The organism is Paenibacillus sp. lzh-N1, assembly GCF_002872435.1.
In the GTDB taxonomy this organism is placed as follows: domain Bacteria; phylum Bacillota; class Bacilli; order Paenibacillales; family Paenibacillaceae; genus Paenibacillus; species Paenibacillus polymyxa_C.
In genome coordinates this window covers 117,986-143,346 of the sequence record NZ_CP025696.1, presented here as the reverse complement: position 1 = coordinate 143,346, position 25,361 = coordinate 117,986, and the positions used below count along the sequence as shown (strand labels likewise).

Here is a 25,361-nt window from a genome sequence, read left to right as displayed (position 1 = left end):
ACATCCTTTAAGCTTTAAGGAAGATAAGATCTAAGTACGGTCATTCCGTCATTTAGCGTGTAACCGCCCAAATTAGCAGGGAGCAGGAAGCAATCTCCAGCTTTACAGGAAAGAGACTCCGTATTATTGTCCCATGTTATGGTCCCACTGCCTTCGCAAATTACAAGAATAGTGAAGCTGTCTTCCGTTGTAGAAAGTGCCCAACTTCCATCTACGATACCCTTTTCCACAACAAAATACTCACAGGATGCCAGTTGGAGCCATTCTCCAGGCTGCAGGCCGTCCGTTTTCATCGTTGTTGCGCCTGCACCTTCGTAGGAAGTTACATTAAGGGAGTCCTCGATGTGCAACTCACGAGGTTTGCCGTCCAGACCGGGGCGATTATAGTCATATAAACGATAGGTTGTATCCGAATTTTGCTGAATTTCAGCAACCACTACACCCGCACACAGTGCATGCACGGTTCCAGCGGGGATGAAGAATGTATCGCCAGCTTCAACTGGAACTTGGCGCAAACTGCCCATGATATCTCCGCTTTCAAGAGCTGTACGCAGACTTTCACGAGTTACACCTTCGGTCAGACCATAAATGATTTTGGCATCAGGCTTGGCATCAAGCACATACCACATTTCGGTTTTTCCTAATTCTCCAGCTGGAAGTCCGGCGTAATCATCCGTCGGATGCACCTGAACAGATAAATCATCATTGCAATCCAGCAGCTTGATCAAAAGTGGAAAACGTCCGCCTTTTTTCGATACGCCCTTTGCCCCAAGCCAATCCTGTCCGTAAGTCTGGCGGATTTCATCCAGCCCTTTTCCAGCCAGCTCGCCATTGATGACCGTTGTTGTTCCGTTCGGATGATCGGCAATCATCCATCCTTCACCAATATGTCCTTCTGGTGGGGTTAGACCAAATTGTTCTAAGGCCCGTCCTCCCCAAACTCTCTCTTTGAACTCAGGTTGGAATTGCAGCGGGTATGGCTTTAGCATGATTTCTCTCCTCCATAATGAGTAATGAGTACGATCTAACAGAATCAGGCAATTAAAACGTGCCGCTGGGCAATAAACCGGAAGAATAGACCCATATGGCGCTATAAAATATATGTAAGGCGGCTAAAAAACCGCTCATTACCTAAATATGCGAGAATATGCGAGTTTAACAACTCGACATTATTTCTTTTCAACCGCCACTACGTAAGGTGAAGCGTCTCGTTGTAGTTGACGGTAAATAATGCTTTGACCGCTGGAGACTGGGAGGGTAGAAGCCCAATGAAGAACAGCTTCCGCTTCTTCCCTGCCTCCAGCATGCCCTGGATATAATACGGCAGTCAAAATACCACGCGGTCGCAGCAATTGCAAGGCAGCTTCAAGTGCGACGAGCGTGCTGTCTGTATGCGTGATGACCGTAGGATCGGCGCCTTCGGACGGTAAGTAGCCAAGGTTAAACATGACCGCAGCCACTTTACCATGCAGCAGGTCTGGGACGACCTCCCGCATGTGCTCATGGCCTTGCAGCAATAGTGATACTTCCGCTAATGAAGGGGAGGTGTCTTCTTCCAGTCGACGACGAGCGTAATCCAAAGCTGCCTGCTGGATATCGAAGCCATAGACGCGGCCCCGTTTGCCAGCAGCTTTAGCGAGAAACAACGTATCTGCTCCTGTGCCGACGGTGGCGTCTACAGCAGTATCACCTGGCTGCACCCGCGCAGCTACCAATTGATGAGCATAGCTCAGAACAGACAGGAATCCCATTTAAGACTTCCTCCAGTATTTTCCCTGCCACGTTTCACGTGATTTCAGTTCATTATCAATGCTGTTGAGCACTTCCCATTTTTTAAGCGACCACATGGGGCCCAACAGTAAATCGCGTGGTGCATCTCCGGTCAACCGATGAACGATCATTTCAGGGGGTAGAAACTCCAGCGTATCTACAATAAGCTTAATGTACTCGTCCTTTTCCAGAAAGCGTAACAGTCCTGCTTCGTACTGCTTGACCATTGGCGTTTTGCGCATGAGATGCAGCAGATGGATTTTGATGCCCTGCACATCCATAGCGGCTACTGCACGTCCTGTATCGAGCATCATTTCATGCGTCTCTTGCGGTAGGCCATAAATGATGTGGGCGCACACACGGATATTCCGCTTGCGCAGTTTTTCCACTGCATCCAGATAGCACTGCGTATCATGAGCACGATTAATCAGCTCAGAGGTCGATTCATGAACGGTTTGCAGACCCATTTCGACCCACAGATACGTGCGTTCGTTCAGCTCGGCTAGATAATCGACTACATCATCAGGCAGGCAATCGGGACGTGTAGCGATGGACAGACCGACAACACCGGGCTGCTCCAAAATAACCTCGAAATATTCTCGCAGTTCCTCAACCGGGGCATACGTATTGGTGTAGGCTTGAAAATAGCCAATATATTTAGCGTTGGGCCATTTTAAATGCTGGCGATCCCGAATCGTATTGAACTGGGTGACCAAATCATCGCGACGACGTCCGGCAAAATCGCCTGATCCGCGTGCACTACAAAAGGTACAGCCACCTTTGGCAATGGAACCATCGCGATTTGGGCAAGTAAAACCCGCATCCAGCATGACTTTAAACACTTTATTTTGAAATTGCTCGCGCATTTCGTAATTCCATGTATGGAACCGTTTATCTCCCCACAGGAGAGGAGCAGGCAACAAATCTGTTTTCATGGGAGGACTCCTTTTTTTACGATCACCCTATTGTAACAAAATTCAATCTTAAATGGGAATCACTTGACCGAGAAAGTCATTAAAAAGTGCTGATTTTATAGCTTTGCGGATTGAAAAAGGTTACACAATATGTTATATTGTAAGCGGTACCAGACATATGATAAAAGGACTGTTTTTGATCCTGAAGATAAAAAGTTATCAGTTGCTAATGACTATTCTTCGGGGAGGCAGCTATGCTGTTTCTATCGCCTGCTTTAGGGGAAGTGCACGTCGGTTCCATCACAAATAACCCGTGAGGTGATCTTTTATGAATACGCAGGATAAGACGCGTATGGATAAAGTTACTGTTGAGTTAACCTTTGATGAGGCGTTAGCATTGACTGGTGTCCGTTTTGGGCAGGATCGTCAGATTGGAACGGCCGCACGTCAAAAAATCAGAGCCGCTTGCCAAAAGACAATTGATTTTTCACCTGCTGATAGGGTAGACTATGAACAATTAAATTAGTTGGACCCCAATCCAAATATATTGAAAAAGGAATTTCATTTCCGTATCTTCAAGCGGGGGTGAAATTCCTTTTTCCTTGATAACAGAGTATATGGAGGAGTAACATGCGTTTACGCGGAAGAAAAGGAATACGTGAAAGTCTGGAAGAACAGCAAGATCTGGTCATTTTGGAACCATCACAGTATAAGGGGAAATGGCAGCACTTATTTGGTAATGATCGTCCCATTCATGTGGAATTTGGTATGGGTAAAGGGCAATTTATAAGCCAAATGAGCTACCGTAATCCAGAGGTTAACTATATCGGCTTTGATATGTATGACGAGCTGGTTCGCCGTGCTACAGAAAAGTCCCGTCTGGCCTGGAGTGAATCAGAAGTTGTAACACCGCCCAACATCAAATTGGCACTGGCAAACATCGAACAGATCGAAAATGTTTTCGAACCAGGAGAAGTAGAGCGCATTTATCTGAATTTTAGCGATCCTTGGCCTAAAGCCAAGCATGCACGCCGTCGTTTGACGCATCCGCGTTTTTTGGACAAGTATCGTCAGCTTCTGAACAGCAAAGGACAAATTCATTTTAAGACGGACTCGGAGACATTGTTTGAGTTTTCTCTGAATTCATTCGCTGATAGTGGTCTACAAATGACGAATATTTCGTTAAACCTTCATCGTGATGGAATCAATGAGGAGCATGTCATGACAGAGTATGAACAAAAGTTCATGGGTAAAGGTATGAATATTCATCGTGTCGAGGTGCTGATTGGCAAAGACGCTTTGGAAGAGTACGAAAAAATACGACTCGAAAAATATGGAAAGTAAAAAAGCGGGCAAAATAAATAAAGTAAACAAGACAGGGTGCTTCCTTTTAGGAAAGCACCCTGTCTGGTTCCAGTATATCCAAAATACTCTGTGCGCTCTGAAGAGGATAATATCGCGCTACATTATGGATGTGCTCCTGTCGCTTGCGAACGATTTCTGGAAAATCGTATAGCAGTCGGTTCATCCATTTAACGACAACATCCAGCGAAGTAATCGGTTCTCCGAAGCCTTGAGCCGTAAAGTACTGACAATTTTCCTCTTCCTGTCCAGGGAGAGGCTTGTGAAACAGCATCGGAATCCCTTTCGCCAGCCCCTCGGTGCATGTCATTCCACCGGGTTTGGTAATGAGCAGATTCGACACTTCCATTAATTTGTCGATTTCCCGTGTAAATCCGAAAATATGAATATTTGGATGATTAAACCGAGGATCCAGCTCCATTTTACGACGAATTTTATCATTATGCCCCAAACAAAAAATAAATTGAATCTTTTCTCTCCAATCGGTAAGCGAACGATGTATGACTTCGTCGTTCATCAGGCCCCAGCCGCCGCCCATAACAAGTACTGTCGGGATGGGTTTAAGTCCAAATTGTTCTCTAATTTCATCGTGCCCTGGATGTTCCCAAAAATTAGGATGAACCGGAATGCCGGTCACTTGGATTTTTGATACAGGTACTCCGCGCGCGCGCAGCTTACGCATGACTTCAGGCGTAGATACAAAGTACCGGTCAACCTCAGGACTAATCCATGTTCCATGTGCATCGTAGTCTGTTATGACGGTACACAGCGGGACATGTAAGCCTAAGCGCTTCAAACGTGAAATGACTGCGCTTGGGATGGGGTGAGTACATACCACCAAATCGGGACGAAGCTGCCGAAGAATATTCCGGGTCTGTGTGTAGAACAGACGGTGCAAAGCGAGCGTTGTAAGACGGTTTAATGATTTTTTGTATTGATGACGGTAAACCAATCCGACTAGGCGAGGCTGCGATACAACAGTCTTTTTGTATGCTGTAATAATAAGCGGGGCCATTCTCGGATTCAAAAAGCTCCCCAGCTCCAGCACTCTTGTCTGCACATCCGGAGAAAGCTTCCGCAAGCTGCTTGAGAGCGCGTAGGCAGCTTGAGTATGTCCGGCACCGAAACCTTCCGATAATAATAACACTCGTTTTTTAGCCACTCTCATTTCACCTGTTCCTGCTGGGATGTTCTCAATCATACCATATCGGCTTTAAGGCCAGAATGCAACCGTTCCTATTGCTGCAGACGTTCCGATGACTGCTCCTGCAAGTACATCCGTGGGATAGTGAAGCCCCAGGTAAATTCGAGAAAAACCTACAATTATCGCTACAGGCAACAGCAACAGTGCTAGCATGGGTGACTGCAGCATAAAAGGAACGGTAGCCGAAAAAATAGCGGTTGTATGCCCTGAGGGAAAAGAATGATCCGACAAGGGATTGCGGAATGTATTCGTACCTGGTAGCGCCAAGTACGGGCGTATCCGCGGATACAGCTTTTTGACGATAGCCACGGGAATGTGACTGATCGCAAGAGCGATAGCTCCCTTCATGCCGGAATCTTTCCATGGATACGGAGCGAGCCACCAAATCAGAAGCGTAGAGGCTATTGTAAAGGTAGCCCCGCCTAAATGTGTGAGATAATACAGCCAAAAGTTCAAAAAACGGTTGTGTAAGCGCCCGTTGATCCATTTGAACAATCGCTGCTCCAGATTTACAAGTTTTACGACTAGACGTTGCATTTGGTTTCCTCCGGTTGCCGGTTCAGGTCTGTCGGCAAATATTTTGAATCCATTTGACAGAATTAGATCTAAGTAATTATTCTCTTGCTCTCATCATATTTTTAAACGCTGTTCATTTCAAGAATCACCACTTACCTGGTTCAATTCTACACAAAAATGTTAATGGAATATAAGCCGTTTTGTATAACTTTCTTTGCGTTCATCCGTCTAATAAGATAGAGTGATTAGAAGTGGTTGCTAATTGGCCCACAAAAAGGAGGGACCAAAGAAATAAAAAGTTAGCAAATGGATGAAAATAAGACCTAAGCGTCATGAATGAGAGGTCCAGCGCCGCATTCTCGGTTCAAACGGGAATTTGTCGTGTTTTTTTGCTGCTGAGACCCGTTTAGGGGCTTTGACAAAAGATTGAAAACCAACGAAAATCGTAATGGCATTCCTGTGTCAGCCAAAAGGGGGCTGCGCAGAGCCAAAGAAGAAAGCAAGGGTCGGGTCAAAACTACAGAAAAGGCGCACAAAGCGCCGCAACTTGCGCTACACAGATAGAAAACAGACAAACGCAAGATTTTTAAAGGGGTATAAAAAGGGGGTAACAAGAGATCATGTTAGACGCTATTTTCGTGACGCTCCAGATCATACTGGCGTTGATCGCAGTCTATCAGTTTGCATTCTCCTTGTTCGGATTGGTTCGTAAGAAAAGGAAAGAGCAGGCGGCTCCAGAAAAATCATTTGCTATTTTAGTCGCTGCCCACAATGAAGAACAAGTTGTCGGAGCACTGATGGAAAATTTAAAGCAGCTTGACTATCCAAAGGAACTGTACGATGTATTCGTAATCTGTGATAACTGCACAGATAAGACAGCGGACATCGTTCGTGCTCACGGCATGAATGCTTGTGAACGTACGAATCCGAATTTGCGTGGTAAAGGCTATGCTATTGAGTGGATGCTCAAAGAGCTATGGGCTATGCCGCGTCAATATGATGCCATTGTCATGTTTGATGCCGACAATTTGGCGCATACCAATTTCCTGAGCGAAATGAACAATGATTTGTGCTCAGGTGCTCGTGTTATCCAGGGATACATTGATACTAAGAACCCTGAGGACTCTTGGATCACAGCAGCATACGGGGTATCCTATTGGTACATCAACCGTCTGTGGCAGTTGTCACGTCACAACCTGAATATGGCTAATTTCCTCGGTGGTACAGGCATGTGCTTTGAAACAAATCTGCTCAAGGAAATGGGCTGGGGTGCAACAAGTCTGGTAGAGGATTTGGAATTCACTATGCGTTGTACACAACGCAACGTATATCCAAGATTTAATTACGATGCCAAGGTGTATGATGAGAAGCCGTTGACGTTCAAAGCTTCTTCCAGACAGCGTCTGCGCTGGATGCAAGGTCACTTCACGGTTGCTCGTCGTTATTTCTTCCCCTTGCTGTGGCAGAGTATCAAGCATAGAAGCCTGATTAAATTCGATATGGCTCTTTATGGTCTGAACGTGTACATCGTACTGTTTACCTTTTTGATGACAGTAGCGATGTGGGTAGATATTGTATTATTTGGTGGTCCCAATATTGAAAATATCTACGTACAATTCCCTGCTTGGACCGGTTTTGTGGCTGTGAGTCTGAATATTATCACCTTTTTAATCGCGATGATCTTGGAAAAGGTCACGTTCAAAAAAGTATATCTGTACTTGCTGCTGTTCCCCGTCTATCTGATTTCGTGGTATCCGATTACGTTCTATGCGTTCTTTACACAGAACAACAAGCAATGGAGCCACACCCAGCATACGCGTGTCGTTCGTCTGGAAGAGGTTCAGAGCAAGCAAGGCTAATTAACAATGAAGTAAGACTATGCAACCTACAGCGGATGTGTACACCTAATTTTTTATAAAAGTGTTGACGCCTCTGTAGTAGCATGATATGATACTTGAGTATGTTAATTGAAAAGTATGGATTAACAAGCAGAAGGTCCGACTTCTCACCTGTCCGGTATTGCCGGCTGGTCATGATCCAATGATTTGTGAATTGAACTTTCATGATGAATTGAGTATCAGACAGGGATGTCGGCTGCATAGTCGTCATCCCTTTTTTGTGCTTAAACACAATACAACAATAACAGGTTCTGGAGGTGGAGGGTTATTAGTAAGGAACATATGATCAATGATGAGATTCGAGTGAGAGAAGTACGTCTAGTTGGTGCAAACGGGGAACAAATCGGTATTAAACCGACTCGTGAAGCTCTGCAAATGGCTATTGATGCAAACTTGGATCTCGTGAACGTGGCGCCTCAAGCGAAGCCGCCCGTGTGTCGGATTATGGATTACGGTAAATTCCGCTATGAGCAACAGAAGAAAGAAAAGGAAGCCCGTAAAAACCAGAAGATCGTTGACATCAAAGAGGTATGGTTCCGTTCCAACATCGAGGAACATGACTACCAGACCAAGTTTCGCAATGTGGTGAAGTTCCTGAATGAAGGGGACAAGGTGAAATGCTCTGTTCGTTTCCGTGGTCGCGAAATTACCCATGCTAATGTGGGACAAAAAATTCTCGAACGTGTAAAAACGGAAGTTGCTGATCTTTGTACCGTGGAGCGCCAACCCAAGCTCGAAGGACGCAGCATGATTATGATATTGGCTCCAAAGAGTCAATGACAAATTAAGGAGGAAGTTCAATGCCAAAAATGAAAACACATAGCAGCCTTAAAGGCCGCTTCAAAATTACCGGTACTGGTAAAGTAACGCGTTACAAAGCTTACAGAAACCACTTGCTTTCCCACAAATCCAAACGTGCAAAACGCGTTCTGGGTACTAACCCTGAGATGGCACCTGGGGACGTTAGACGTCTGAAACAAGGTCTTGCTAACCTGAAATAGCATTAAGCACGGAAATAAATAAAGTATAAACATTATTTGGGAGGTCTTTTGATATGGCAAGAGTAAAGGGCGGATTCGTCGTTCGTCGTCGTCATAAAAAAGTATTGAAGCTTGCTAAAGGTTATTTTGGTTCCAAACACCGCATTTTTAAAACAGCTAACGAGCAGGTAATGAAATCGCTTGTTTACGCATACCGTGACCGTCGTCAGACGAAACGTAACTTCCGCAGACTGTGGATCGTGCGTATCAACGCAGCAGCTCGTTTGAATGGTTTGTCTTACAGCAAATTGATGCACGGTCTGAAATTGGCTGGTGTAGACATTAACCGTAAAATCTTGGCTGATCTTGCAGTCAATGATATTAATGCATTCAACTCTTTGGCAACTGTTGCTAAAGGTAAAATCAATGCTTAATTAAGGCGTGAAAACCGCGAAAGTGGTAACAAAGGTGTCCCGAGCAGTACGCTGTGTAGGGACGCCTTTTTTTGTACATACTTAACACTAAAAAGGACTTCGTTTTCTTCAAAATACGAATAAATATGACGTGTGATGATAGAATGTATGGATTTTTCGATTTTGTAACGCTTACATTTTTGGGAATCTAAAAAAAATTGACCCAAGGTTATTAATTGTCTAGATTTTAGCCGATCATAATTGTATAATCTCTAAAGTAAGTCTTCTGTACGATCTGTCTCGTCAGTAAATGACATGAAAATGATGTGCATTTTCTAAAGAAAAGAGACAGTCCAGGGATCTAACACTAAGGGGGAACAGTATCAGCATGAAGAAATTGTTTAGTATGTCTTTGGTTATGCTGCTGGCGATCTCGGTCATTCTCGCAGGCTGCGGTAACAAAAATCAAGGTGCGTCCAACGCAAATGGTGGAGAAGCAGGCGGTTCTGCCAAAACATCAAATGTCCAACTTGGCATGGTTACAGATGTGGGTGGAGTAAACGACAAATCGTTTAACCAATCTGCTTGGGAGGCACTTCAAGCTATTGAGAAAGAATCAGGCGTTAAAGTTAAATACCTGCAAAGTAAATCCGACCAGGATTATATTCCTAACCTGAACCAATTCGTTAAGGGTGATTTCAACCTGACTTGGGGAATTGGTTTTAATCTGGCTAATGCGATTGGACAAGTAGCAAAAGACAATCCGAACAAAAACTTGGCAATCATCGACAGTGTTGTAGATGCGCCTAACGTTAAATCGGTTGTATTTGCTGAAAATGAAGGTTCCTTCCTGGTGGGGGTTGTGGCTGGTAAACTTACTAAAACAAACAAAATTGGTTTTGTGGGTGGACAAGACAGCCCGCTGATCAAACGTTTTGAAAAAGGATTTGAAGCAGGGATTAAGGCTGTTAATCCAAAAGCACAACTGAATGTGAACTATACGGGTGCATTTGATAAGCCAGATCTCGGTAAGGCTGCAGCAGCAACGATCTACAACGATGGTGCGGATATTATTTTCCATGCAGCTGGCGGATCAGGAACAGGCGTATTTAACGAAGCACTCGCGCGTAAGCAGCAAGGTCAGCAAGTATGGGTTATCGGTGTAGATAAAGACCAATCACTTGAGTTTGGTGACGAGGTAACATTAACTTCCATGGTAAAACGCGTAGATGAAGCAGTAAAACGCGTATCCCAAGAAGTAATTGACGGTAAGTTTAAGGGCGGTGTCGAAACACTGGCTCTGAAAGATAACGGAATTGGTTTGGCAGATACATCTACAAAAAACGTTCCAAAAGACGTGCTTGATCTTGTAGAACAATACAAGCAAAAAATCATTAAAGGCGAGATTACAGTCCCTTCGAAATAAGTTAGACTGAAGAACATAGAGGTGGTGACAAGGCTGGTTCATAAGACTAGCCTTGTTCTTACGTCTGGAGTTATACAGATTATACGGTCAAATTCAGCTCATTGGAGCACATACTATAAAGTGTATAAGGGTGATCTCATGGATGCAGCGACCCCCGTCGTTGAGTTAAAGCAAATTACAAAACGATTCCCCGGCATCGTTGCCAACGACTCCATCAGCATCAAGCTGCATAAGGGAGAAATTCATGCCCTTTTGGGTGAGAATGGCGCGGGTAAATCTACGCTTATGAATATTCTTTTCGGACTATATCAGCCGGATGAAGGGACCATTGAAATGGGAGGGAACCCCGTACAGATTGATAGTCCAAATAGGGCGATTGATCTGGGGATCGGCATGGTGCATCAGCATTTTAAGCTCGTACAGCCGTTTACCGTAACCGAAAATATTGTCCTTGGGTCGGAGCCACGTAAAGGTCTGAAAATCAATTATAAAAAGGCTGCCGCAGAAGTACAGCGGTTGTCTGAACAATACGGACTTCAGGTAAATCCGAATGCCAAAATTGAGGATATATCTGTTGGTATGCAGCAGCGTGTGGAAATTATCAAAACGCTCTATCGCGGTGCAGATATTCTGATTTTCGATGAGCCAACCGCGGTGCTGACACCGCAGGAAATCTCTGAGTTGCTGGAAATTATGAAGCGCTTAGTAGCTGAAGGCAAATCAATCATTCTTATCACTCATAAACTCAAAGAAATTATGCAAATTGCAGATACGGTTACGATCATTCGCCGAGGTAAAGTTATTGACACGGTCAAAACATCCGAAACAACACCAAATGAGCTGGCGGAGAAAATGGTGGGCCGTCGTGTGTCCTTTAAAGTGGATAAGAAGCTTGCTCAACCAGGACAAACTGTACTGGAAATGAACAAAGTAATTTCTAAAAACAAGGATGGCATTCATGTTCTGAATGAATTGAACCTGCAGGTTAAGGCCGGCGAGATTTTGGGGATTGCTGGAGTAGACGGCAATGGACAGAGTGAGCTGATAGAAGCTTTGACAGGATTACGCAAGGTGGATAGCGGAAGTATCCGTTTGCTCGGAAAAGAACTGGCAAATCAGCCACCGCGCAAAATTTCAGAGGCAGGCGTTTCACATATACCGGAGGACCGCCATAAGCATGGATTGGTGCTCGATTTTTCCATGAGTGAAAATATGGTGCTGGAGACGTATTATCAGGCGCCTTACAGTAAAAATGGCTTCTTGAACAAGGACGCTATAGAAAAGCAGGCAAAAAGTCTTATCGAGAAGTTTGATGTTAGAACACCAGATATTCATACCAAGGCAAGATCGCTATCTGGTGGGAATCAGCAAAAAGCAATCATAGCGCGTGAAATTGATAAAAACCCAGACCTTCTCATTGCGGCGCAGCCTACACGCGGGCTGGATGTCGGGGCTATTGAATTTGTCCAGAAACAATTGATTGCCCAGCGGGATCAAGGTAAAGCAGTACTGCTCATTTCTTTTGAGCTGGACGAGATTATGAATGTATCCGATCGAATTGCTGTTATCTATGAAGGCAAGATTGTCGGGGAAGTGCTGCCTGAAGAAACGAATGACCAGGAACTGGGACTGATGATGGCAGGAAGTGCAGTGAAGAAAGGAGCAGAGAATGGCTAACTTATTAAAAATATTCACAAAAGACTCCTTTGTTCTGGCTCTAGTCTCTATTATTTTAGGCCTCCTTCTGGGTGCTATCGTGATGATGATTGGCGGGTATGACCCTATTGTGGCTTATTCCGCTTTATTTAGCCGTGTGTATGGAGATTCCTACAACTTTGGCGAAGCGATCCGTGAGATGACTCCTTTGATTCTAACAGGATTGGCATTTGCTTTTGCGGCTCGTGCCGGGTTGTTTAATATCGGTGGCGAAGGGCAGTTTTTGGTCGGTATGACAGCTGCTTCGATTGTGGGCATCAAACTTCATGGGCTGCCTGCTATCATTCATGCACCGCTGGCTGTGATCGCAGGAGCAGTTTTCGGAGGCTTGTGGGCAGCGATTGCTGGCTATTTGAAGGCTAAGCGAGGCGTGAACGAAGTTATTACCTGTATTATGATGAACTGGATCGGCCTGTATTTGGCTAATTTGGTGATTAATCAGTTTGCACTTATGGAAGGCGAAAATCGCTCTGTGGATATCCAACCTTCCGCTTCCATTTCCATTGATTGGCTGTCCCAGATGATGGGGAATGCTCGGGTTCATTGGGGCACAGTTATTGCTGTGCTGGCGGCAGTGTTTTTCTATATTTTTATGTGGAAAACAAAGCAGGGCTATGAGCTTCGGGCTGTCGGATTTAATCAGGATGCATCCCGTTATGCAGGCATGAATGTAAATCGCAATATTATAAAAGCGATGTTTATTAGTGGTGTTTTTGCCGGATTGGCTGGTGCTTTTGAGGTGCTGGGGGTTTTCCATTATCAATCTGTCATGGCAGGGTCACCGGGAACGGGCTTTGACGGTATCGCTGTGTCTTTGATCGGGATGAATAATCCGTTCGGTGTACTGCTCGGTTCTGTTTTGTTCGGAACACTTACGTATGGTTCTGCGGGGATGAGCTTTAGCGCGGATGTACCGCCAGAAATTATCCGAGTAGTCATTGGCTCGATTATTTTCTTCATTGCGGCCCAAGGCATTGTGCGTTGGGTTGTAAAGCCGCTCTACTCCAAGCGTAAGAAAGAGAAGGTGTTGTAAAATGAGTTGGTTAACACTTGGTGAATTAATCCATACAACGCTCGTTTTTGCGACGGCGATTATTTTTGCGTCTCTTGGCGGAGTTTTTTCGGAAAAATCCGGTGTAACGAATCTGGGATTGGAAGGACTTATGGTATTTGGGGCGTTTGCGGCAGGTGTTGGCGGATTTTATGCCGAGCAAGCTGGACTAGGAGGCACCTCTGCGGCCTGGGTAGGTGTGCTGTCAGCTGCGGTGTTCGGTATTCTGGTTTCGCTCATTCATGCTGTTGCCTCTATTACGTTTAAAGCCGATCAGGTTATTAGCGGGATTGTCATTAACTTCTTGGCAGCGGGTAGTACCCTGTACATGGTTAAGCTGTTATTCAAGGGTGATGGTGACACCGGTCGAATTCAAGGCTTTAACGAGATATCCATCCCTTATCTTGTGGATATTCCGATTGCAGGAAAAGCATTTTTCCAAGCCTACCCAACGACATATCTAGCTATTCTATTGGTTATAATTGGCTACTTTACTTTGTATAAAACTCCGTTTGGCTTGCGTTTGCGTTCAGTAGGGGAGCATCCGGGTGCAGCCGATACCGTGGGAATCAAGGTCAATCGCCTTCGTTATATCGGTGTTATGATTAGTGGTGCGTTGGCTGGGATTGGTGGAGCAACAATCACTTTGACTACAACCAATATGTTCTCACATAATACCGTTTCGGGGCAGGGCTATATTGCTATTGCTGCTATGATTTTCGGTAAATGGAATCCGCTCGGTGCTTTTGGCGCGGCAGTGTTTTTCGGTTTTTCACAAGCCATTCGCAACTATGTGCAGCTGTTCGCATGGTCGCAAAGTATTCCCCAGGAAATTATTTTTATGTTGCCGTATCTCCTGACGATTATTGTGCTGGTGGCGGCAGTTGGACGTTCACGCGCTCCGGCTGCTTTGGGTCAACTGTATGATCCAAGCAAGCGTTAATAACTCATAGACAGCTGAATGTTTTTAAATATACGCGTTAGTGTATATGAAAATCTGGTATCTGCATGTGCAGGTACCGGATTTTTTTACATTGTGCAGGCATTTAAACATACGCTTCTGGCTTGAATGGAATAGACTGTGCTATGCAGATTGGACGGACGCTCGGCCCCTGTCAGCTCCAGTCTATTTTGTGGTGGTGGTAAGCTATCAAGGAGCCGTTCAATCTGTCCATCCGTTGAGAAAGAAGGAGGAAATACGATGAAACAGGCAGTAACCAGAAAGCAGGTGGAGAAGCTTGTCGGCAAAGTCATCTTCGCTACACGTAAGGATGGCTCCCGGGTCAGTGGCAAGCTGATTCGCATTTCAGGTAACCGACTGATTCTCCAACCAAACCGTAAGAAAAAAGTAAACACGAAGGCGATTATTCCTCTGGTGCTTTTTGATTTGCTTGCCATTGGCACAGCTCCATACGTTGGTGCCTACGGTGGCTACGGTCCAGGTTATGGAGGACCAGGCTATGGAGGGCCAGGATATGGTCCACAGTATGGACCGTACACAGACGGGGGCTACCCCGGGGTAGGCTATCCTTTTTACCCTAACTTTTTTTAGTTTTACAAAATCACGACCCTGAAAACCATACTTTTCACAGGGACTTTTCGAGTTCGTGACATCGGCTTAGAGCCACATATCGTAGCATGTGATATTGATGACGTAGATAAAAATGGATCCCTCGCACATTGTCTTCGTCCACCATCACTTTAGCCCGCTTGCAACGTCGCAATCGGCCGTATTGCTCGGCATACTCCAGCAACTTTTTTCCGTATCTTTTACCTTGATGAGCCGAAGAGATTGCGATCAAATCAATGTATAATAGTTCTCCATGCAGCATAACATGAATGAAGCCAACAACCTGTGCATTATCCGGTCTGCAAGCTACAAAAGTGATGCCCCGGTTTAAGCGCCGGGGTAATTCTTTACGTATTTGATCCATTTCTTGGGCACTTAAATGCGATAGAGGGACAAGTTCTTGCTCGATTAGACGAAAGATCATGTTGTCATCTTGGGCGCATCGTTTGCGAATCATAAACGGGCCTCCTTTTTACCCTTTTAACAAGATATGACTTGGTCTTTGAAGGAGTACAAAATCTCACTGTGCGGTCTTTTTTATAATATGCGGGTACCTCTTACAAGCGTGCGACCCAGAGGTGTTTAAGCGGAGAAACATAAATTTTTATGAAATATGGGTATTGACTATCCCAGATGGGGGACATATAATGTGTCTAAACATTTGAAAGAATGACATGAACACAACGGCAATGAAGAGGACGAAGTGATTAGGGCTCTTTTGTTCAGAGAGTGAGGCATTAGCTGCAAGCTTCACCAAAATCCCTTTTTAACGAGCTCACCTTGGAGCTGTTTTCCTGAAAAGTATTTGGGCCCCATGATATTAACGGTGCGCCGAATCGCCTATTAGGGAAAATCGTACGGTCTACGTTACAGACGCCAGATATGGAGATCCTTTGTGATTTCTGTACCTGCCAAGGTTCGGTATTGCGAAATATCGGGCAAACACGGGTGGTACCACGGAAGCTACAGCCTTTCGTCCCTCAGTAACAGCAAGTCTGTTCTAGGGATGAAAGGTTTTTTTGTTTTTACAAATGTCAGCTGTATGTAAATTTTGTAAAGGAGGATGACCAATGAGTGCACAAATTCCTGAAGTTAGGTCAACCGATGAATTACGTCAAAAGTGGATGAAGCCTGAGGTGATTACAGGTTCGGAAATTTTACTCCGTAGCCTTTTGCTGGAGGGAGTAGAGTGTGTCTTTGGATATCCAGGTGGTGCTGTGCTTTATATCTATGATGCCATGTACGGCTTCAAGGATTTCAAGCATGTCCTCACTCGTCATGAGCAGGGAGCTATTCATGCGGCAGATGGTTATGCACGGGCAAGCGGTAAAGTTGGTGTCTGTATCGCGACTTCCGGACCTGGAGCGACAAACCTGGTAACTGGCATAGCGACAGCTTATATGGATTCGGTGCCGTTGGTGGTCATCACGGGTAATGTTGTATCTTCCCTGATCGGTACAGATGCTTTCCAGGAAGCTGATATCACGGGAATTACAATGCCGATTACGAAACACAGCTATCTGGTGAGAGATGTAGAGGATCTGCCGCGAATCATCCATGAGGCATTTCATATTGCCAATACAGGTAGAAAAGGACCAGTACTGATTGATATTCCGAAGGATGTCTCCGCAGCCCAGACGTTGTTTGTTCCACAGACGGAACCTGTGACCATGCGGGGTTACAACCCGAATGTGTTGCCCAACAAAATTCAACTAGACAAGCTGACTCAAGCTATCGCCGAAGCAGAACGTCCATTCATTCTGGCAGGTGGAGGAGTTGTATACTCCGGTGGACATGAAGCACTTTACGAGTTTGTTCGTAAAACGGAAATTCCGATTGCAACAACATTGCTTGGTTTGGGAGGATTCCCAAGTGGACATGAACTCTGGACAGGGATGCCGGGAATGCACGGAACATACACTTCCAATCAGGCGATTCAACAGTCGGATTTGCTGATCTGTATCGGTGCCCGCTTTGATGATCGGGTGACAGGCAAGTTGGATGGATTTGCTCCTCAAGCCAAAATCGTACACATTGATATCGATCCTGCTGAAATCGGAAAAAATGTTGCCGCGGATATTCCAATCGTAGGTGACGTGAAGGCAGTATTGGAATTGCTGAATCAGGATGTGAAACGCGCGGATCTGGCAGATGCATGGAGAGCGAAAATTCAGCAATGGAAAGCTGCGAAACCTTTTTCTTATAAGGATTCTGAAACAGTGCTTAAACCACAATGGGTTATTGAATTGTTGGATAAAACGACCAAGGGCGGAGCAATCGTTACGACGGACGTAGGACAGCATCAAATGTGGGCAGCACAGTATTACAAATTCAATCAGCCACGTTCATGGGTCACCTCCGGTGGACTGGGTACGATGGGATTTGGTTTCCCTTCTGCCATCGGCGCTCAGATGGCCAATCCCGACAGATTGGTAATATCGATTAACGGAGACGGCGGCATGCAGATGTGTTCGCAGGAATTAGCCATCTGTGCAATCAATAACATTCCGGTCAAAATCGTAATCATCAACAACCAGGTACTTGGAATGGTTCGCCAATGGCAGGAATTGATCTATAACAATCGGTACAGTCACATTGACCTGGCTGGAAGCCCGGATTTTGTGAAACTGGCCGAAGCATATGGTGTCAAAGGACTGCGTGCTACGAATAAGGAAGAAGCACGTCGGGCTTGGCAGGAGGCGCTTGATACACCCGGACCGGTCGTTGTCGAGTTTGTAGTCAGCAAGGAAGAGAATGTATATCCGATGGTGACGCAAGGTTCGACAATTGATCAAATGCTGATGGGGGACGAGTAAAATGACGACAAAAAATACCATTGCTGTACTGGTAAATGATCATCCCGGCGTTTTGCAACGTGTGTCCGGACTGTTTGGTCGCCGTGGCTTCAACATTGAGAGCATAACTGTGGGTCAATCGGAAGAAGTTGGATTATCCCGTATGGTCATTGTGACTGTAGGAGATGAGAACAACCTGGAGCAGATTGAAAAGCAGCTTTACAAGCTGGTTGATGTGATCAAGGTCATCGATCTCAGTTCCAAGCCGATGGTTGCTCGGGAATTGGCAATGATTAAGGTAAAGGCTGAACCGCCTCAGCGACCAGAAATTATGGGCGTGGTAGAAACGTTCAGAGCAGCTGTAATTGATGTTGGAACGACAAGCTTGATTGTTCAGGTCATTGGCGATACTGAAAAAATCGATGCGATGATCGAGTTGTTGAAGCCTTACGGTATTCGCGAGTTGACCCGAACCGGGGTTACAGCTATGATACGTGGAAATGCATAATATAAAGCTTTAACGATTTACCGCTTATAGCGCATTACATCATTAAAGAACCGCCCGCATAAGAGCGGGTGCTCGAAGAGATTTTTAGATACCAATCATGAGGCGAAGTCTCTTGGAGTACCCGCTCATTATGAAGGGTCCAATTAAAAGGAGGAAATTAACCATGGCAGTTACAACGTACTACGAAAAAGATGCAGAACTCAGCGTATTGAAAGGAAAAACAGTGGCCGTAATTGGTTACGGTAGCCAAGGACATGCTCAAGCACAAAACTTGCGTGACAGTGGTGTAAATGTTGTTATTGGTTTGCGTGAAGGCAAATCAGCTGATGTCGCAAGAAACGACGGTTTTGAAGTTCTGAACGTAGCTGATGCAACAAGCCGTGCAGATGTGGTTCAAATTTTGTTGCCTGATGAAACTCAAGCTTCTGTCTACAAAAACGAAATCGAACCTAACCTGAAAAAAGGCGCAGCACTTTTGTTCTCCCATGGTTTCAATGTTCATTTTGGACAAATCGTAGCTCCTAAAGATAGCGATGTATTGCTGGTTGCTCCAAAATCCCCAGGACATATGGTACGTCGTACCTATGTGGAAGGGTTTGGTGTACCGGGGTTGATCGCAATTGAGCAGGACGCAACAGGTCAAGCCAAAGAGATCGGTCTTGCTTACGCAAAAGGCATTGGCTGTACACGTGCGGGCGTAATTGAAACCTCCTTCCGTGAAGAAACGGAGACGGACCTGTTCGGTGAGCAGGCGGTATTGTGTGGCGGTGTGAGCGCACTCGTAAAAGCGGGCTTTGAAACATTGACTGAAGCCGGATATGCTCCTGAGATGGCATACTTCGAATGTTTGCATGAGCTTAAGCTGATCGTTGACCTGATGTATGAAGGTGGATTAGCAACAATGCGTGATTCCATCAGTAATACAGCAGAATATGGCGATTATGTAACTGGACCACGTGTGGTAACAGAAGATACGAAGAAAGCCATGAAGGATGTATTGACTGACATTCAACAAGGTAAATTTGCTCGTGACTTCATCCTTGAAAATCAATCTGGACGTGCATTCCTGACGGCTACTCGTCGTAATGAAGCTAACCATCCGATTGAAGTGGTGGGCGGACAATTGCGTGAAATGATGCATTGGATCAAAAAGTAACAACCTTTTGTATTATAAGCTCGACAACATGAATTATTTATAAATATTAATTACAATGCGGCCCTGCTTATTGCGTGAGCCGCATTGTAATTTAAGGGTCCAAATCCTGAGGAGGTGCGTTAGGTTGCGCAAAATATATATATTTGACACAACGTTGAGAGACGGAGAACAGTCACCTGGCGTGAACTTGAATACTCGTGAGAAAGTAGAGATCGCTCATCAGTTGGAAAAGCTGGGAATCGATCGTATGGAGGCTGGGTTCCCGGCTGCTTCTCCGGGTGATCTGGCGGCTGTTAATGCAGTGGCAAAAGCTGTAAAAAATTCGACCGTTATTGGCCTTTCGCGTGCAAGGGAACAAGATATTGATGCGGTTCGCGAGGCGCTTAAGGGAGCACAGGACCCGTGTATCCATATCTTTTTGGCAACCTCTCCAATTCATCGTCAGCATAAGCTACGGATGGAGAAGGCACAGGTATTGGAAACTGCCCGTGCAGCCATTCGTTATGGATTGAAGTATTTGCCAAAAGTGGAGTTTTCATTGGAGGATGCAGGACGTACGGAGCTTGATTTTGTGGTTGAAATGGTCACCATGGCTGTACAGGAAGGGGCTTCTGTCGTCAATATTCCAGACACGGTAGGTTACTTAACACCCTACGAATACGGAAATATATTCAAACATATCAAGCAAAATGTGGTCGATGTGGAGAAGATTCAGTTGAGTGCACATTGCCACAATGACTTGGGAATGGCTACTGCTAATACGCTTGCTGCGATCCTGAACGGTGCAGATCAGATCGAGGGGACTATTAACGGTATCGGTGAACGTGCTGGAAACACGGCCATTGAGGAAATCGCCATGGCACTGGAGACGAGACAGGAATTTTTCCAAGCCAAAACGTCTCTGCAATTGTCTGAAATTGCACGCACGAGCCGATTGGTTAGCCGTTTGACGGGGATGGTAGTGCCGGGCAACAAGGCGATCGTGGGTGCTAACGCTTTTGCGCACGAATCAGGTATTCACCAAGACGGCATGCTGAAGGAAAAGACGACCTATGAAATTATGACACCGGAAAGTATCGGTCTGAAAGAAAGCAAGCTGGTACTGGGCAAGCATTCAGGGCGTCATGCTTTCCGGGAGCGTTTGGTTGAGTTGGGCTACGAATTGAACGAAGAAGATTTGAATCGCGCTTTTGGGCAGTTTAAGGATTTGGCTGATAAGAAAAAGGAAGTATCGGACGATGATATCCTGGCATTGCTGGAAGAAAAATTGGCCGATGCACCTGAAGTCTTCAAGCTGGAAACCATTTTCGTAACTTATGGGAACAAGGCTACGCCTTCCGCACAAGTGCGACTGGTTAACGATGAAGGTCAGGTGATTGAGACAGAAGCTGAAGGGAATGGTTCAGTCGATGCGATCTATAACGCGATTGATCAAGCCAGCAGCGAGAGTGTTGTACTTTCTGATTACTCCATTAAATCTGTTACCCATGGCAAGGACGCTCTAGGGGAAGTACATGTGGTGCTGACTCAGAACGGAATATCTGTACAGGGACGTGGGGTAAGCACCGATATTTTGGAAGCAAGTGCACGGGCTTATGTAGATGCACTGAACGGTTTGATTGACAAGCGTAAAAATTACAGCAATCGCGTAGACTATAAATCCTAATTTTATACAGGCCCAAGGAATGAGTATAGACAGGATCGGTATCGGTCCTGTTTTCTTATTCTCTGATGAAAAAATCAGCTTATAGGCTAAGCCTATTGAATTGATAGATTCTATATCTTGGTCAAAGCCCTCCCAAATATGTTACAAAGAAGGTATGAGAAATACGGCTGTATGGCTGTATAACAAGAGGAGTGTACGTGATGGCAGACGTTAAAAAGATTGCAGTAATAGCGGGAGACGGAATCGGACCTGAAGTGGTCGCAGAGGCAGAGAAAATTTTGAAACGTACGGAAGAAGTGTTTGGCCTCTCATTTGAAACAGAGCATGCGCTGTTCGGCGGGATTGCCATTGATAAGAAGGGGACTCCATTGCCGCAAGAAACACTGGCCGTATGTCAATCTGCAGATGCCGTGCTGTTGGGAGCGGTAGGTGGACCACAATGGGACAACAATCCTAAGGAGCTTCGTCCTGAAACCGGATTGCTCGGTATTCGCAAAGAGCTCGGTCTATTTTCAAATCTTCGTCCTGCTGTCGTTTTCGATTGTCTCAAGGACGCGTCTACATTGAAACCAGAGGTATTGGAAGGAACGGACTTGATCGTGGTGCGCGAACTAACGGGCGGTATTTATTTCGGTGAGAAGTACAGACGAGAGAGTGCTCAGGGGGAAGAAGCGGTCGATACTTGTGCATATAATGTAACAGAAGTAGAGCGTATTGTTCGCCAATCTTTCGAAATTGCACAAAAGCGTCGCAAAAAGCTCGCATCGGTGGATAAGGCTAATGTACTGGAAACTTCCCGTTTATGGCGTGAAGTCGTTAACCGGGTCGCTGTAGATTACCCAGATGTCGAGCTTGAGCATGTATTGGTCGATAACTGTGCCATGCAATTGCTGCGTCGTCCATCCAGTTTTGACGTCATTGTAACGGAAAATATGTTTGGTGACATTCTTAGTGACGAAGCAGCTATGCTGACTGGGTCCATCGGTATGCTCTCCTCTGCATCACTGGGAGAAGGCAGCTTCGGTCTGTACGAGCCGGTGCACGGCTCAGCACCTGATATTGCTGGTCAGGGACTGGCGAACCCCATTGCAACGATTTTGTCCGTTGCTTTGATGTTCCGCCTCACCTTCGGGTACGAGAAAGCAGCTGACGCTATCGAGAAGGCGGTAGCTGAGGTACTGGATGCAGGACACCGTACGGCAGATATCGCGGTGGATAAATCACAAGCGATCTCGACAACTCAAATGGGCGATTTGATCGCAGCAGCTATTCGCTAAAGTCCCCAGAAACGTACTTGTTCTGAAAAAAAGCTTCCTATTATATAGTGAGGTTATACAGTATAATTTTATAGCAAATGTTTGACACAGTAGCTCCTGAGTAATCAGGAGCTACTTGCATATCAGAAAGCTGTTGAAATGTGAATAAATTGTGAATTTTTAAGCTAGTTTAAAATAATTATAAAAAAGTAATGGTTACAATATTGACTTTGATTTCAGCGAATGATAACATTTATCAAGTAGGTGGTTTATTACAATACAGTTGATTGAGGAAAACACAATTGGTGTTTTTCTTACATATTTTAAAGGAGGATTTCACATTATGGCAGAAAGATTGGTAGGAAGACCCGCACCTGATTTTGCATTGGAAACAGTATCTGGAGACGGTCAAGAATTTGGCTCGGTGAAACTTTCCGATTACCGTGGCAAGTGGCTCGTATTTTTCTTCTATCCACTGGATTTCACTTTTGTATGCCCAACAGAAATTACAGCATTGAGCGATGCAGCTGACCAATTCAAAGAGCTGGATACTGAAATTTTGGGTATCAGTGTAGACTCCGTGCACAGCCACAAAGCATGGATCAACACAGCTAAAGAAAACAACGGTCTGGGCAAACTGAACTTCCCGTTGGCTTCTGACATCACGAAAAAAACAGCAAGCGACTATGGTGTTCTGATCGAAGAAGAAGGCGTTGCATTGCGCGGCTTGTTCATCATTGATCCAGAAGGCGAACTTAAATATCAAGTGGTTAACCACAACGATGTAGGCCGCAGTGTAGAAGAAACATTGCGTGTACTGCAAGCTTTGCAATCCGGTGGCTTGTGCCCAATGAACTGGAAACCAGGCGATAAAAATCTGTAATATTAGCTTTACAAGTTGAACTTAAACAAGCAAGCCCCCAACCAGCGGTTACTTTACCGTTGTTGGGGGCTTGCTTGCCTGCGCTATGCAGCGGAGATATAGGAATAGCCTGTCTGAATCATGTAATACAGAGTGAAGTAACAAATAATTATGGAAATGTTGTTGTGTTCTGGAGGAATTTTGCCTGATGAAAGCGAATAAGGTATTGTAGAAGATAAACAAGGCAGAACAGGTTTTGTTCAGAGGAGGCTGAGCCCGGATGAGTTATTGCTGTGGAGCAAGCATGGTAGGAACCAAGGGAACGCTGAAGCATTACCGCACCCAAGTCCATAATGTTCCTTTGCTGTTTTGCCCGGTATGTCATCGCATTGAAGTTCATTATAAAGTTGAAAATGAGTATGAAATTTTGGCTGAGTATGCACATGGAGATGGGGCATCTGAGATTGATTTTCAGGATTATGTCATGGAAGACGATGATACGATATTTGAAAACTGTGTAAATCGTGAGAGTGAAGATGCATTTGAAATTGTGAAGCGACAAATTGACATGTCGCTGGATTTATTGACGGTAGCGAAACAGATGAATGATGAGAAATGGCAGGGAGAGCTTAAGAGAAGACTGGCTGTTATGAGTCAAAGACGATCCCGGCTTCAACATAATAAGAGCGGCAGTTGACATCCTACACACCAAAGAAGCTCTCAAATCTGGAGAGCTTCTTTGGTGTGTAGGGCGCTTATTTTTAACTTATTTTTTTATTTTGTAATGTTGCGCAGATATTATGACGAAAGAAAATAGGATAAAAATGTGGATTCGACACTTTTTCCGATTGACTGTGATCCTTAATCTTGTCTATCATAAAATAAGACTCGAATCGAAAAAAATGGTCGGAGTTGATTGAAACTGTTTTTTACACCATTTGAAGGGTGATCGATAGATGCCTTTCTCTTCTTCAAGAATATTACACGTCCGATACGGCCAGTTTATCATTCCGATACAAGGGGGAAGCCTGGCATGATCAGTGAATTCCAAGAAGCCTTGCTTGATACCGTGGGAGCTTGCCCTTCCACACAGATCGCCAATAATAAGTATGAAAATGTACTGGAGAACCTGGATAGTGGTATCATGCTGTTTGACAGTGACGGGGTACTGACCTTTATTAACGTGCAAATGGCGAGATTACTGGAGCTACCACGTAGTTCGCTCGCGGGTCGCAACCTGATGCAAATTTTGCATCATCCTGAGTTAAGTCGGTTTAAGAAGAAGAAAATCATGCGAATTTATAAAGAAACTATCTTTCATAGAAAGCGCTATCATGAGTTGATTGATGAGTATGGTCGGCATTGGTTGATAACAGTGACCTACGGTGATCAGATGGATGGCGATTTTTTGTTTAGTGTAAAGGATGTGTCGGATTATAAGCAGATTGAGCAGACAGCGTATCAAAACGACAAGCTGGCAATGCTGGGACGTATTTCGGCCTCTATCGCCCATGAAATCCGTAACCCGCTTACTGCAATCCGGGGTTTTATTCAATTGCTTCGGCCGCACTTGGTGGAGTTGGGCAGGGATGAGTATGCCCGCATTATTTTAACCGAAATTGATCGTGCGAACGACATTATTTACGAGTTTTTAAATTCGTCCAAGCCTTCGGCTCCGCAAAAAACGGCAGTATCTGTGATGGGACTGTTGAAAGAAGTAGTGATGCTGACAGAAAGCGAGGCGTTGATGAAGGGCTGCCAGATCGCACTGGATGAAAATGATGAACTCATGAAGGTTTCCATTGACGTGAAGCAAATTAAGCAGGTTATCCTCAATATGATTAAAAATGCGATGGATGCCATTGAAAGCATCGGCGGGGAACGAGAGGGATGCATTGATATCCATACCGTGCTTGAGGGCTCTTATGTCCACATTTGTATTGAAGATAACGGATTAGGGATGGATCACAATACATTGGCGCGTTTATTTGATCCTTTTTTTACAACAAAAGAAAGTGGAACCGGCTTGGGATTGGCTGTGAGCTATCGTATTATCAAAAATCACGGAGGCTTCATTCATGTAGACAGTAAGCATGGAAGCGGTACACAATTTAAAATCACACTTCCTGTAGTCTAATATGATGAGATTTTCGCAGAGGGGTCCTGTACATACTATTTCTGTTGTGGTGTGCAGCGTTGGGGTATAGGTATCACCTAATTGAAAAATGTCGTCTGAAGCGCATGATCTGAAAAGATGATGCGCTTTTTTGGTACTGTAAGCTCGTGCATTTGCGCAAA

26 protein-coding genes are annotated in these 25,361 nt (G+C 45.0%); 20 read left to right on the top strand and 6 right to left on the bottom strand.

Going from position 1 to position 25,361, the window contains the following annotated elements; all coding sequences use genetic code 11:
- Positions 1–14 precede the first annotated feature (14 nt).
- From C0638_RS00680 to C0638_RS00670, 3 genes are all read right to left on the bottom strand, one after another.
- Positions 15–989 carry a type I phosphomannose isomerase catalytic subunit gene (locus C0638_RS00680; protein WP_013370063.1) on the bottom strand — a complete coding sequence of 325 codons (975 nt, stop codon included), beginning with the start codon at positions 987–989 and terminating at the stop codon, positions 15–17.
- A 180-nt stretch (positions 990–1,169) separates the two neighbouring features.
- Entirely contained in the window at positions 1,170–1,751 is a 582-nt protein-coding gene (locus C0638_RS00675; RefSeq protein WP_013370064.1) for a tRNA 5-(aminomethyl)-2-thiouridylate-methyltransferase MnmM, read from the bottom strand.
- Complete coding sequence (locus C0638_RS00670; RefSeq protein ID WP_058712020.1) at positions 1,752–2,705, bottom strand: tRNA modification radical SAM protein MnmL/YtqA; 954 nt, start codon at positions 2,703–2,705, stop codon at positions 1,752–1,754.
- Between the two features lie 307 nt (positions 2,706–3,012).
- Between C0638_RS00670 and C0638_RS00665 the strand changes: the two genes are divergently transcribed.
- Together C0638_RS00665 and trmB are read left to right on the top strand one after the other, a co-directional pair.
- Complete coding sequence (locus C0638_RS00665; RefSeq protein ID WP_058712019.1) at positions 3,013–3,210, top strand: hypothetical protein; 198 nt, start codon at positions 3,013–3,015, stop codon at positions 3,208–3,210.
- A gap of 104 nt (positions 3,211–3,314) precedes the next feature.
- On the top strand, positions 3,315–4,028 hold the full coding sequence (gene trmB, locus C0638_RS00660) for a tRNA (guanosine(46)-N7)-methyltransferase TrmB (RefSeq protein ID WP_058712018.1): 714 nt from the start codon (positions 3,315–3,317) through the stop codon (positions 4,026–4,028).
- Between the two features lie 46 nt (positions 4,029–4,074).
- Here the strand turns inward: trmB and C0638_RS00655 are convergent, their stop codons facing one another.
- Both C0638_RS00655 and C0638_RS00650 read right to left on the bottom strand, forming a co-directional pair.
- Positions 4,075–5,214 carry an MGDG synthase family glycosyltransferase gene (locus C0638_RS00655; RefSeq protein ID WP_199771162.1) on the bottom strand — a complete coding sequence of 380 codons (1,140 nt, stop codon included), beginning with the start codon at positions 5,212–5,214 and terminating at the stop codon, positions 4,075–4,077.
- 45 nt (positions 5,215–5,259) lie between these two features.
- Positions 5,260–5,787 (bottom strand): phosphatase PAP2 family protein, encoded by a 528-nt coding sequence (locus tag C0638_RS00650; protein ID WP_058712017.1) that lies wholly within the window; start codon positions 5,785–5,787, stop codon positions 5,260–5,262.
- Between the two features lie 405 nt (positions 5,788–6,192).
- Between C0638_RS00650 and C0638_RS25095 the strand changes: the two genes are divergently transcribed.
- The 10 genes from C0638_RS25095 (at position 6,193) to C0638_RS00605 (ending at position 14,802) form a co-directional block, all read left to right on the top strand.
- Complete coding sequence (locus C0638_RS25095; RefSeq protein ID WP_013370070.1) at positions 6,193–6,330, top strand: hypothetical protein; 138 nt, start codon at positions 6,193–6,195, stop codon at positions 6,328–6,330.
- Positions 6,331–6,386: 56 nt separating this feature from the next.
- Positions 6,387–7,625 (top strand): glycosyltransferase family 2 protein, encoded by a 1,239-nt coding sequence (locus tag C0638_RS00645; protein WP_040101802.1) that lies wholly within the window; start codon positions 6,387–6,389, stop codon positions 7,623–7,625.
- 321 nt (positions 7,626–7,946) lie between these two features.
- On the top strand, positions 7,947–8,444 hold the full coding sequence (infC, locus tag C0638_RS00640; protein ID WP_007429515.1) for a translation initiation factor IF-3: 498 nt from the start codon (positions 7,947–7,949) through the stop codon (positions 8,442–8,444).
- Between the two features lie 20 nt (positions 8,445–8,464).
- Positions 8,465–8,665, top strand: a complete 201-nt coding sequence (gene rpmI / locus C0638_RS00635) for a 50S ribosomal protein L35 (RefSeq protein ID WP_007429516.1) — start codon at positions 8,465–8,467, stop codon at positions 8,663–8,665.
- Between the two features lie 53 nt (positions 8,666–8,718).
- Positions 8,719–9,078, top strand: coding sequence for a 50S ribosomal protein L20 (rplT, locus tag C0638_RS00630; RefSeq protein WP_007429517.1), 360 nt, complete (start codon positions 8,719–8,721; stop codon positions 9,076–9,078).
- A 367-nt stretch (positions 9,079–9,445) separates the two neighbouring features.
- Entirely contained in the window at positions 9,446–10,483 is a 1,038-nt protein-coding gene (locus C0638_RS00625) for a BMP family lipoprotein (protein WP_013370073.1), read from the top strand.
- 138 nt (positions 10,484–10,621) lie between these two features.
- Positions 10,622–12,160 carry an ABC transporter ATP-binding protein gene (locus C0638_RS00620; RefSeq protein ID WP_058712024.1) on the top strand — a complete coding sequence of 513 codons (1,539 nt, stop codon included), beginning with the start codon at positions 10,622–10,624 and terminating at the stop codon, positions 12,158–12,160.
- Positions 12,153–13,232 (top strand): ABC transporter permease, encoded by a 1,080-nt coding sequence (locus tag C0638_RS00615; RefSeq protein ID WP_013370075.1) that lies wholly within the window; start codon positions 12,153–12,155, stop codon positions 13,230–13,232. Before C0638_RS00620 ends, C0638_RS00615 begins: the two co-directional genes overlap by 8 nt.
- A 1-nt stretch (position 13,233) precedes the next feature.
- Positions 13,234–14,193 carry an ABC transporter permease gene (locus tag C0638_RS00610; RefSeq protein WP_102163287.1) on the top strand — a complete coding sequence of 320 codons (960 nt, stop codon included), beginning with the start codon at positions 13,234–13,236 and terminating at the stop codon, positions 14,191–14,193.
- 258 nt (positions 14,194–14,451) lie between these two features.
- Entirely contained in the window at positions 14,452–14,802 is a 351-nt protein-coding gene (locus C0638_RS00605) for a hypothetical protein (protein WP_013370077.1), read from the top strand.
- 34 nt (positions 14,803–14,836) lie between these two features.
- Here C0638_RS00605 and C0638_RS00600 read toward each other — a convergent pair whose 3' ends face one another.
- Positions 14,837–15,277 carry a GNAT family N-acetyltransferase gene (locus C0638_RS00600; RefSeq protein ID WP_013370078.1) on the bottom strand — a complete coding sequence of 147 codons (441 nt, stop codon included), beginning with the start codon at positions 15,275–15,277 and terminating at the stop codon, positions 14,837–14,839.
- Positions 15,278–15,890: 613 nt separating this feature from the next.
- On the opposite strand from C0638_RS00600, the gene ilvB reads away from it, so the two are divergent.
- From ilvB to C0638_RS00560, 8 genes are all read left to right on the top strand, one after another.
- Complete coding sequence (gene ilvB / locus C0638_RS00595; protein WP_058712016.1) at positions 15,891–17,636, top strand: biosynthetic-type acetolactate synthase large subunit; 1,746 nt, start codon at positions 15,891–15,893, stop codon at positions 17,634–17,636.
- A gap of 1 nt (position 17,637) precedes the next feature.
- The gene (gene ilvN / locus C0638_RS00590) at positions 17,638–18,123 is read left to right on the top strand and encodes an acetolactate synthase small subunit (protein WP_013370080.1); all 486 of its coding nucleotides are present in this window, start codon (positions 17,638–17,640) and stop codon (positions 18,121–18,123) included.
- A gap of 163 nt (positions 18,124–18,286) precedes the next feature.
- Positions 18,287–19,279: a ketol-acid reductoisomerase gene (gene ilvC / locus C0638_RS00585; RefSeq protein WP_013309387.1), complete on the top strand. Its 993-nt coding sequence runs from the start codon at positions 18,287–18,289 to the stop codon at positions 19,277–19,279.
- A 124-nt stretch (positions 19,280–19,403) separates the two neighbouring features.
- The gene (locus C0638_RS00580; RefSeq protein WP_013370081.1) at positions 19,404–20,945 is read left to right on the top strand and encodes a 2-isopropylmalate synthase; all 1,542 of its coding nucleotides are present in this window, start codon (positions 19,404–19,406) and stop codon (positions 20,943–20,945) included.
- Positions 20,946–21,145: 200 nt separating this feature from the next.
- Positions 21,146–22,222, top strand: coding sequence for a 3-isopropylmalate dehydrogenase (gene leuB, locus C0638_RS00575; protein WP_044785876.1), 1,077 nt, complete (start codon positions 21,146–21,148; stop codon positions 22,220–22,222).
- A gap of 322 nt (positions 22,223–22,544) precedes the next feature.
- Positions 22,545–23,084 carry a peroxiredoxin gene (locus C0638_RS00570; protein ID WP_013370083.1) on the top strand — a complete coding sequence of 180 codons (540 nt, stop codon included), beginning with the start codon at positions 22,545–22,547 and terminating at the stop codon, positions 23,082–23,084.
- A gap of 259 nt (positions 23,085–23,343) precedes the next feature.
- The gene (locus C0638_RS00565; RefSeq protein ID WP_013370085.1) at positions 23,344–23,760 is read left to right on the top strand and encodes a hypothetical protein; all 417 of its coding nucleotides are present in this window, start codon (positions 23,344–23,346) and stop codon (positions 23,758–23,760) included.
- A gap of 336 nt (positions 23,761–24,096) precedes the next feature.
- A complete protein-coding gene (locus C0638_RS00560; protein ID WP_013370087.1) occupies positions 24,097–25,200 on the top strand; it encodes an ATP-binding protein in 1,104 nt (367 codons plus the stop codon).
- Positions 25,201–25,361 lie beyond the last annotated feature (161 nt).

Bases quoted from the DNA above. Each gene is read 5' to 3' on its own strand.
- C0638_RS00615 (WP_013370075.1), top strand. From the start codon at position 12,153: ATGGCTAACTTATTAAAAATATTCACAAAAGACTCCTTTGTTCTGGCT.
- C0638_RS00625 (WP_013370073.1), top strand. From the start codon at position 9,446: ATGAAGAAATTGTTTAGTATGTCTTTGGTTATGCTGCTGGCGATCTCG.
- ilvN (WP_013370080.1), top strand. From the start codon at position 17,638: ATGACGACAAAAAATACCATTGCTGTACTGGTAAATGATCATCCCGGC.
- rplT (WP_007429517.1), top strand. From the start codon at position 8,719: ATGGCAAGAGTAAAGGGCGGATTCGTCGTTCGTCGTCGTCATAAAAAA.
- ilvC (WP_013309387.1), top strand. From the start codon at position 18,287: ATGGCAGTTACAACGTACTACGAAAAAGATGCAGAACTCAGCGTATTG.
- C0638_RS00675 (WP_013370064.1), bottom strand. From the start codon at position 1,751: ATGGGATTCCTGTCTGTTCTGAGCTATGCTCATCAATTGGTAGCTGCG.
- C0638_RS00560 (WP_013370087.1), top strand. From the start codon at position 24,097: ATGATCAGTGAATTCCAAGAAGCCTTGCTTGATACCGTGGGAGCTTGC.
- C0638_RS00565 (WP_013370085.1), top strand. From the start codon at position 23,344: ATGAGTTATTGCTGTGGAGCAAGCATGGTAGGAACCAAGGGAACGCTG.
- C0638_RS00605 (WP_013370077.1), top strand. From the start codon at position 14,452: ATGAAACAGGCAGTAACCAGAAAGCAGGTGGAGAAGCTTGTCGGCAAA.
- C0638_RS00680 (WP_013370063.1), bottom strand. From the start codon at position 989: ATGCTAAAGCCATACCCGCTGCAATTCCAACCTGAGTTCAAAGAGAGA.
- C0638_RS00570 (WP_013370083.1), top strand. From the start codon at position 22,545: ATGGCAGAAAGATTGGTAGGAAGACCCGCACCTGATTTTGCATTGGAA.
- C0638_RS00665 (WP_058712019.1), top strand. From the start codon at position 3,013: ATGAATACGCAGGATAAGACGCGTATGGATAAAGTTACTGTTGAGTTA.
- rpmI (WP_007429516.1), top strand. From the start codon at position 8,465: ATGCCAAAAATGAAAACACATAGCAGCCTTAAAGGCCGCTTCAAAATT.
- ilvB (WP_058712016.1), top strand. From the start codon at position 15,891: ATGAGTGCACAAATTCCTGAAGTTAGGTCAACCGATGAATTACGTCAA.
- C0638_RS00650 (WP_058712017.1), bottom strand. From the start codon at position 5,787: ATGCAACGTCTAGTCGTAAAACTTGTAAATCTGGAGCAGCGATTGTTC.
- C0638_RS00670 (WP_058712020.1), bottom strand. From the start codon at position 2,705: ATGAAAACAGATTTGTTGCCTGCTCCTCTCCTGTGGGGAGATAAACGG.
- C0638_RS00645 (WP_040101802.1), top strand. From the start codon at position 6,387: ATGTTAGACGCTATTTTCGTGACGCTCCAGATCATACTGGCGTTGATC.
- C0638_RS00600 (WP_013370078.1), bottom strand. From the start codon at position 15,277: ATGATTCGCAAACGATGCGCCCAAGATGACAACATGATCTTTCGTCTA.
- C0638_RS00655 (WP_199771162.1), bottom strand. From the start codon at position 5,214: ATGAGAGTGGCTAAAAAACGAGTGTTATTATTATCGGAAGGTTTCGGT.
- leuB (WP_044785876.1), top strand. From the start codon at position 21,146: ATGGCAGACGTTAAAAAGATTGCAGTAATAGCGGGAGACGGAATCGGA.
- infC (WP_007429515.1), top strand. From the start codon at position 7,947: ATGATCAATGATGAGATTCGAGTGAGAGAAGTACGTCTAGTTGGTGCA.
- trmB (WP_058712018.1), top strand. From the start codon at position 3,315: ATGCGTTTACGCGGAAGAAAAGGAATACGTGAAAGTCTGGAAGAACAG.
- C0638_RS00620 (WP_058712024.1), top strand. From the start codon at position 10,622: ATGGATGCAGCGACCCCCGTCGTTGAGTTAAAGCAAATTACAAAACGA.
- C0638_RS00610 (WP_102163287.1), top strand. From the start codon at position 13,234: ATGAGTTGGTTAACACTTGGTGAATTAATCCATACAACGCTCGTTTTT.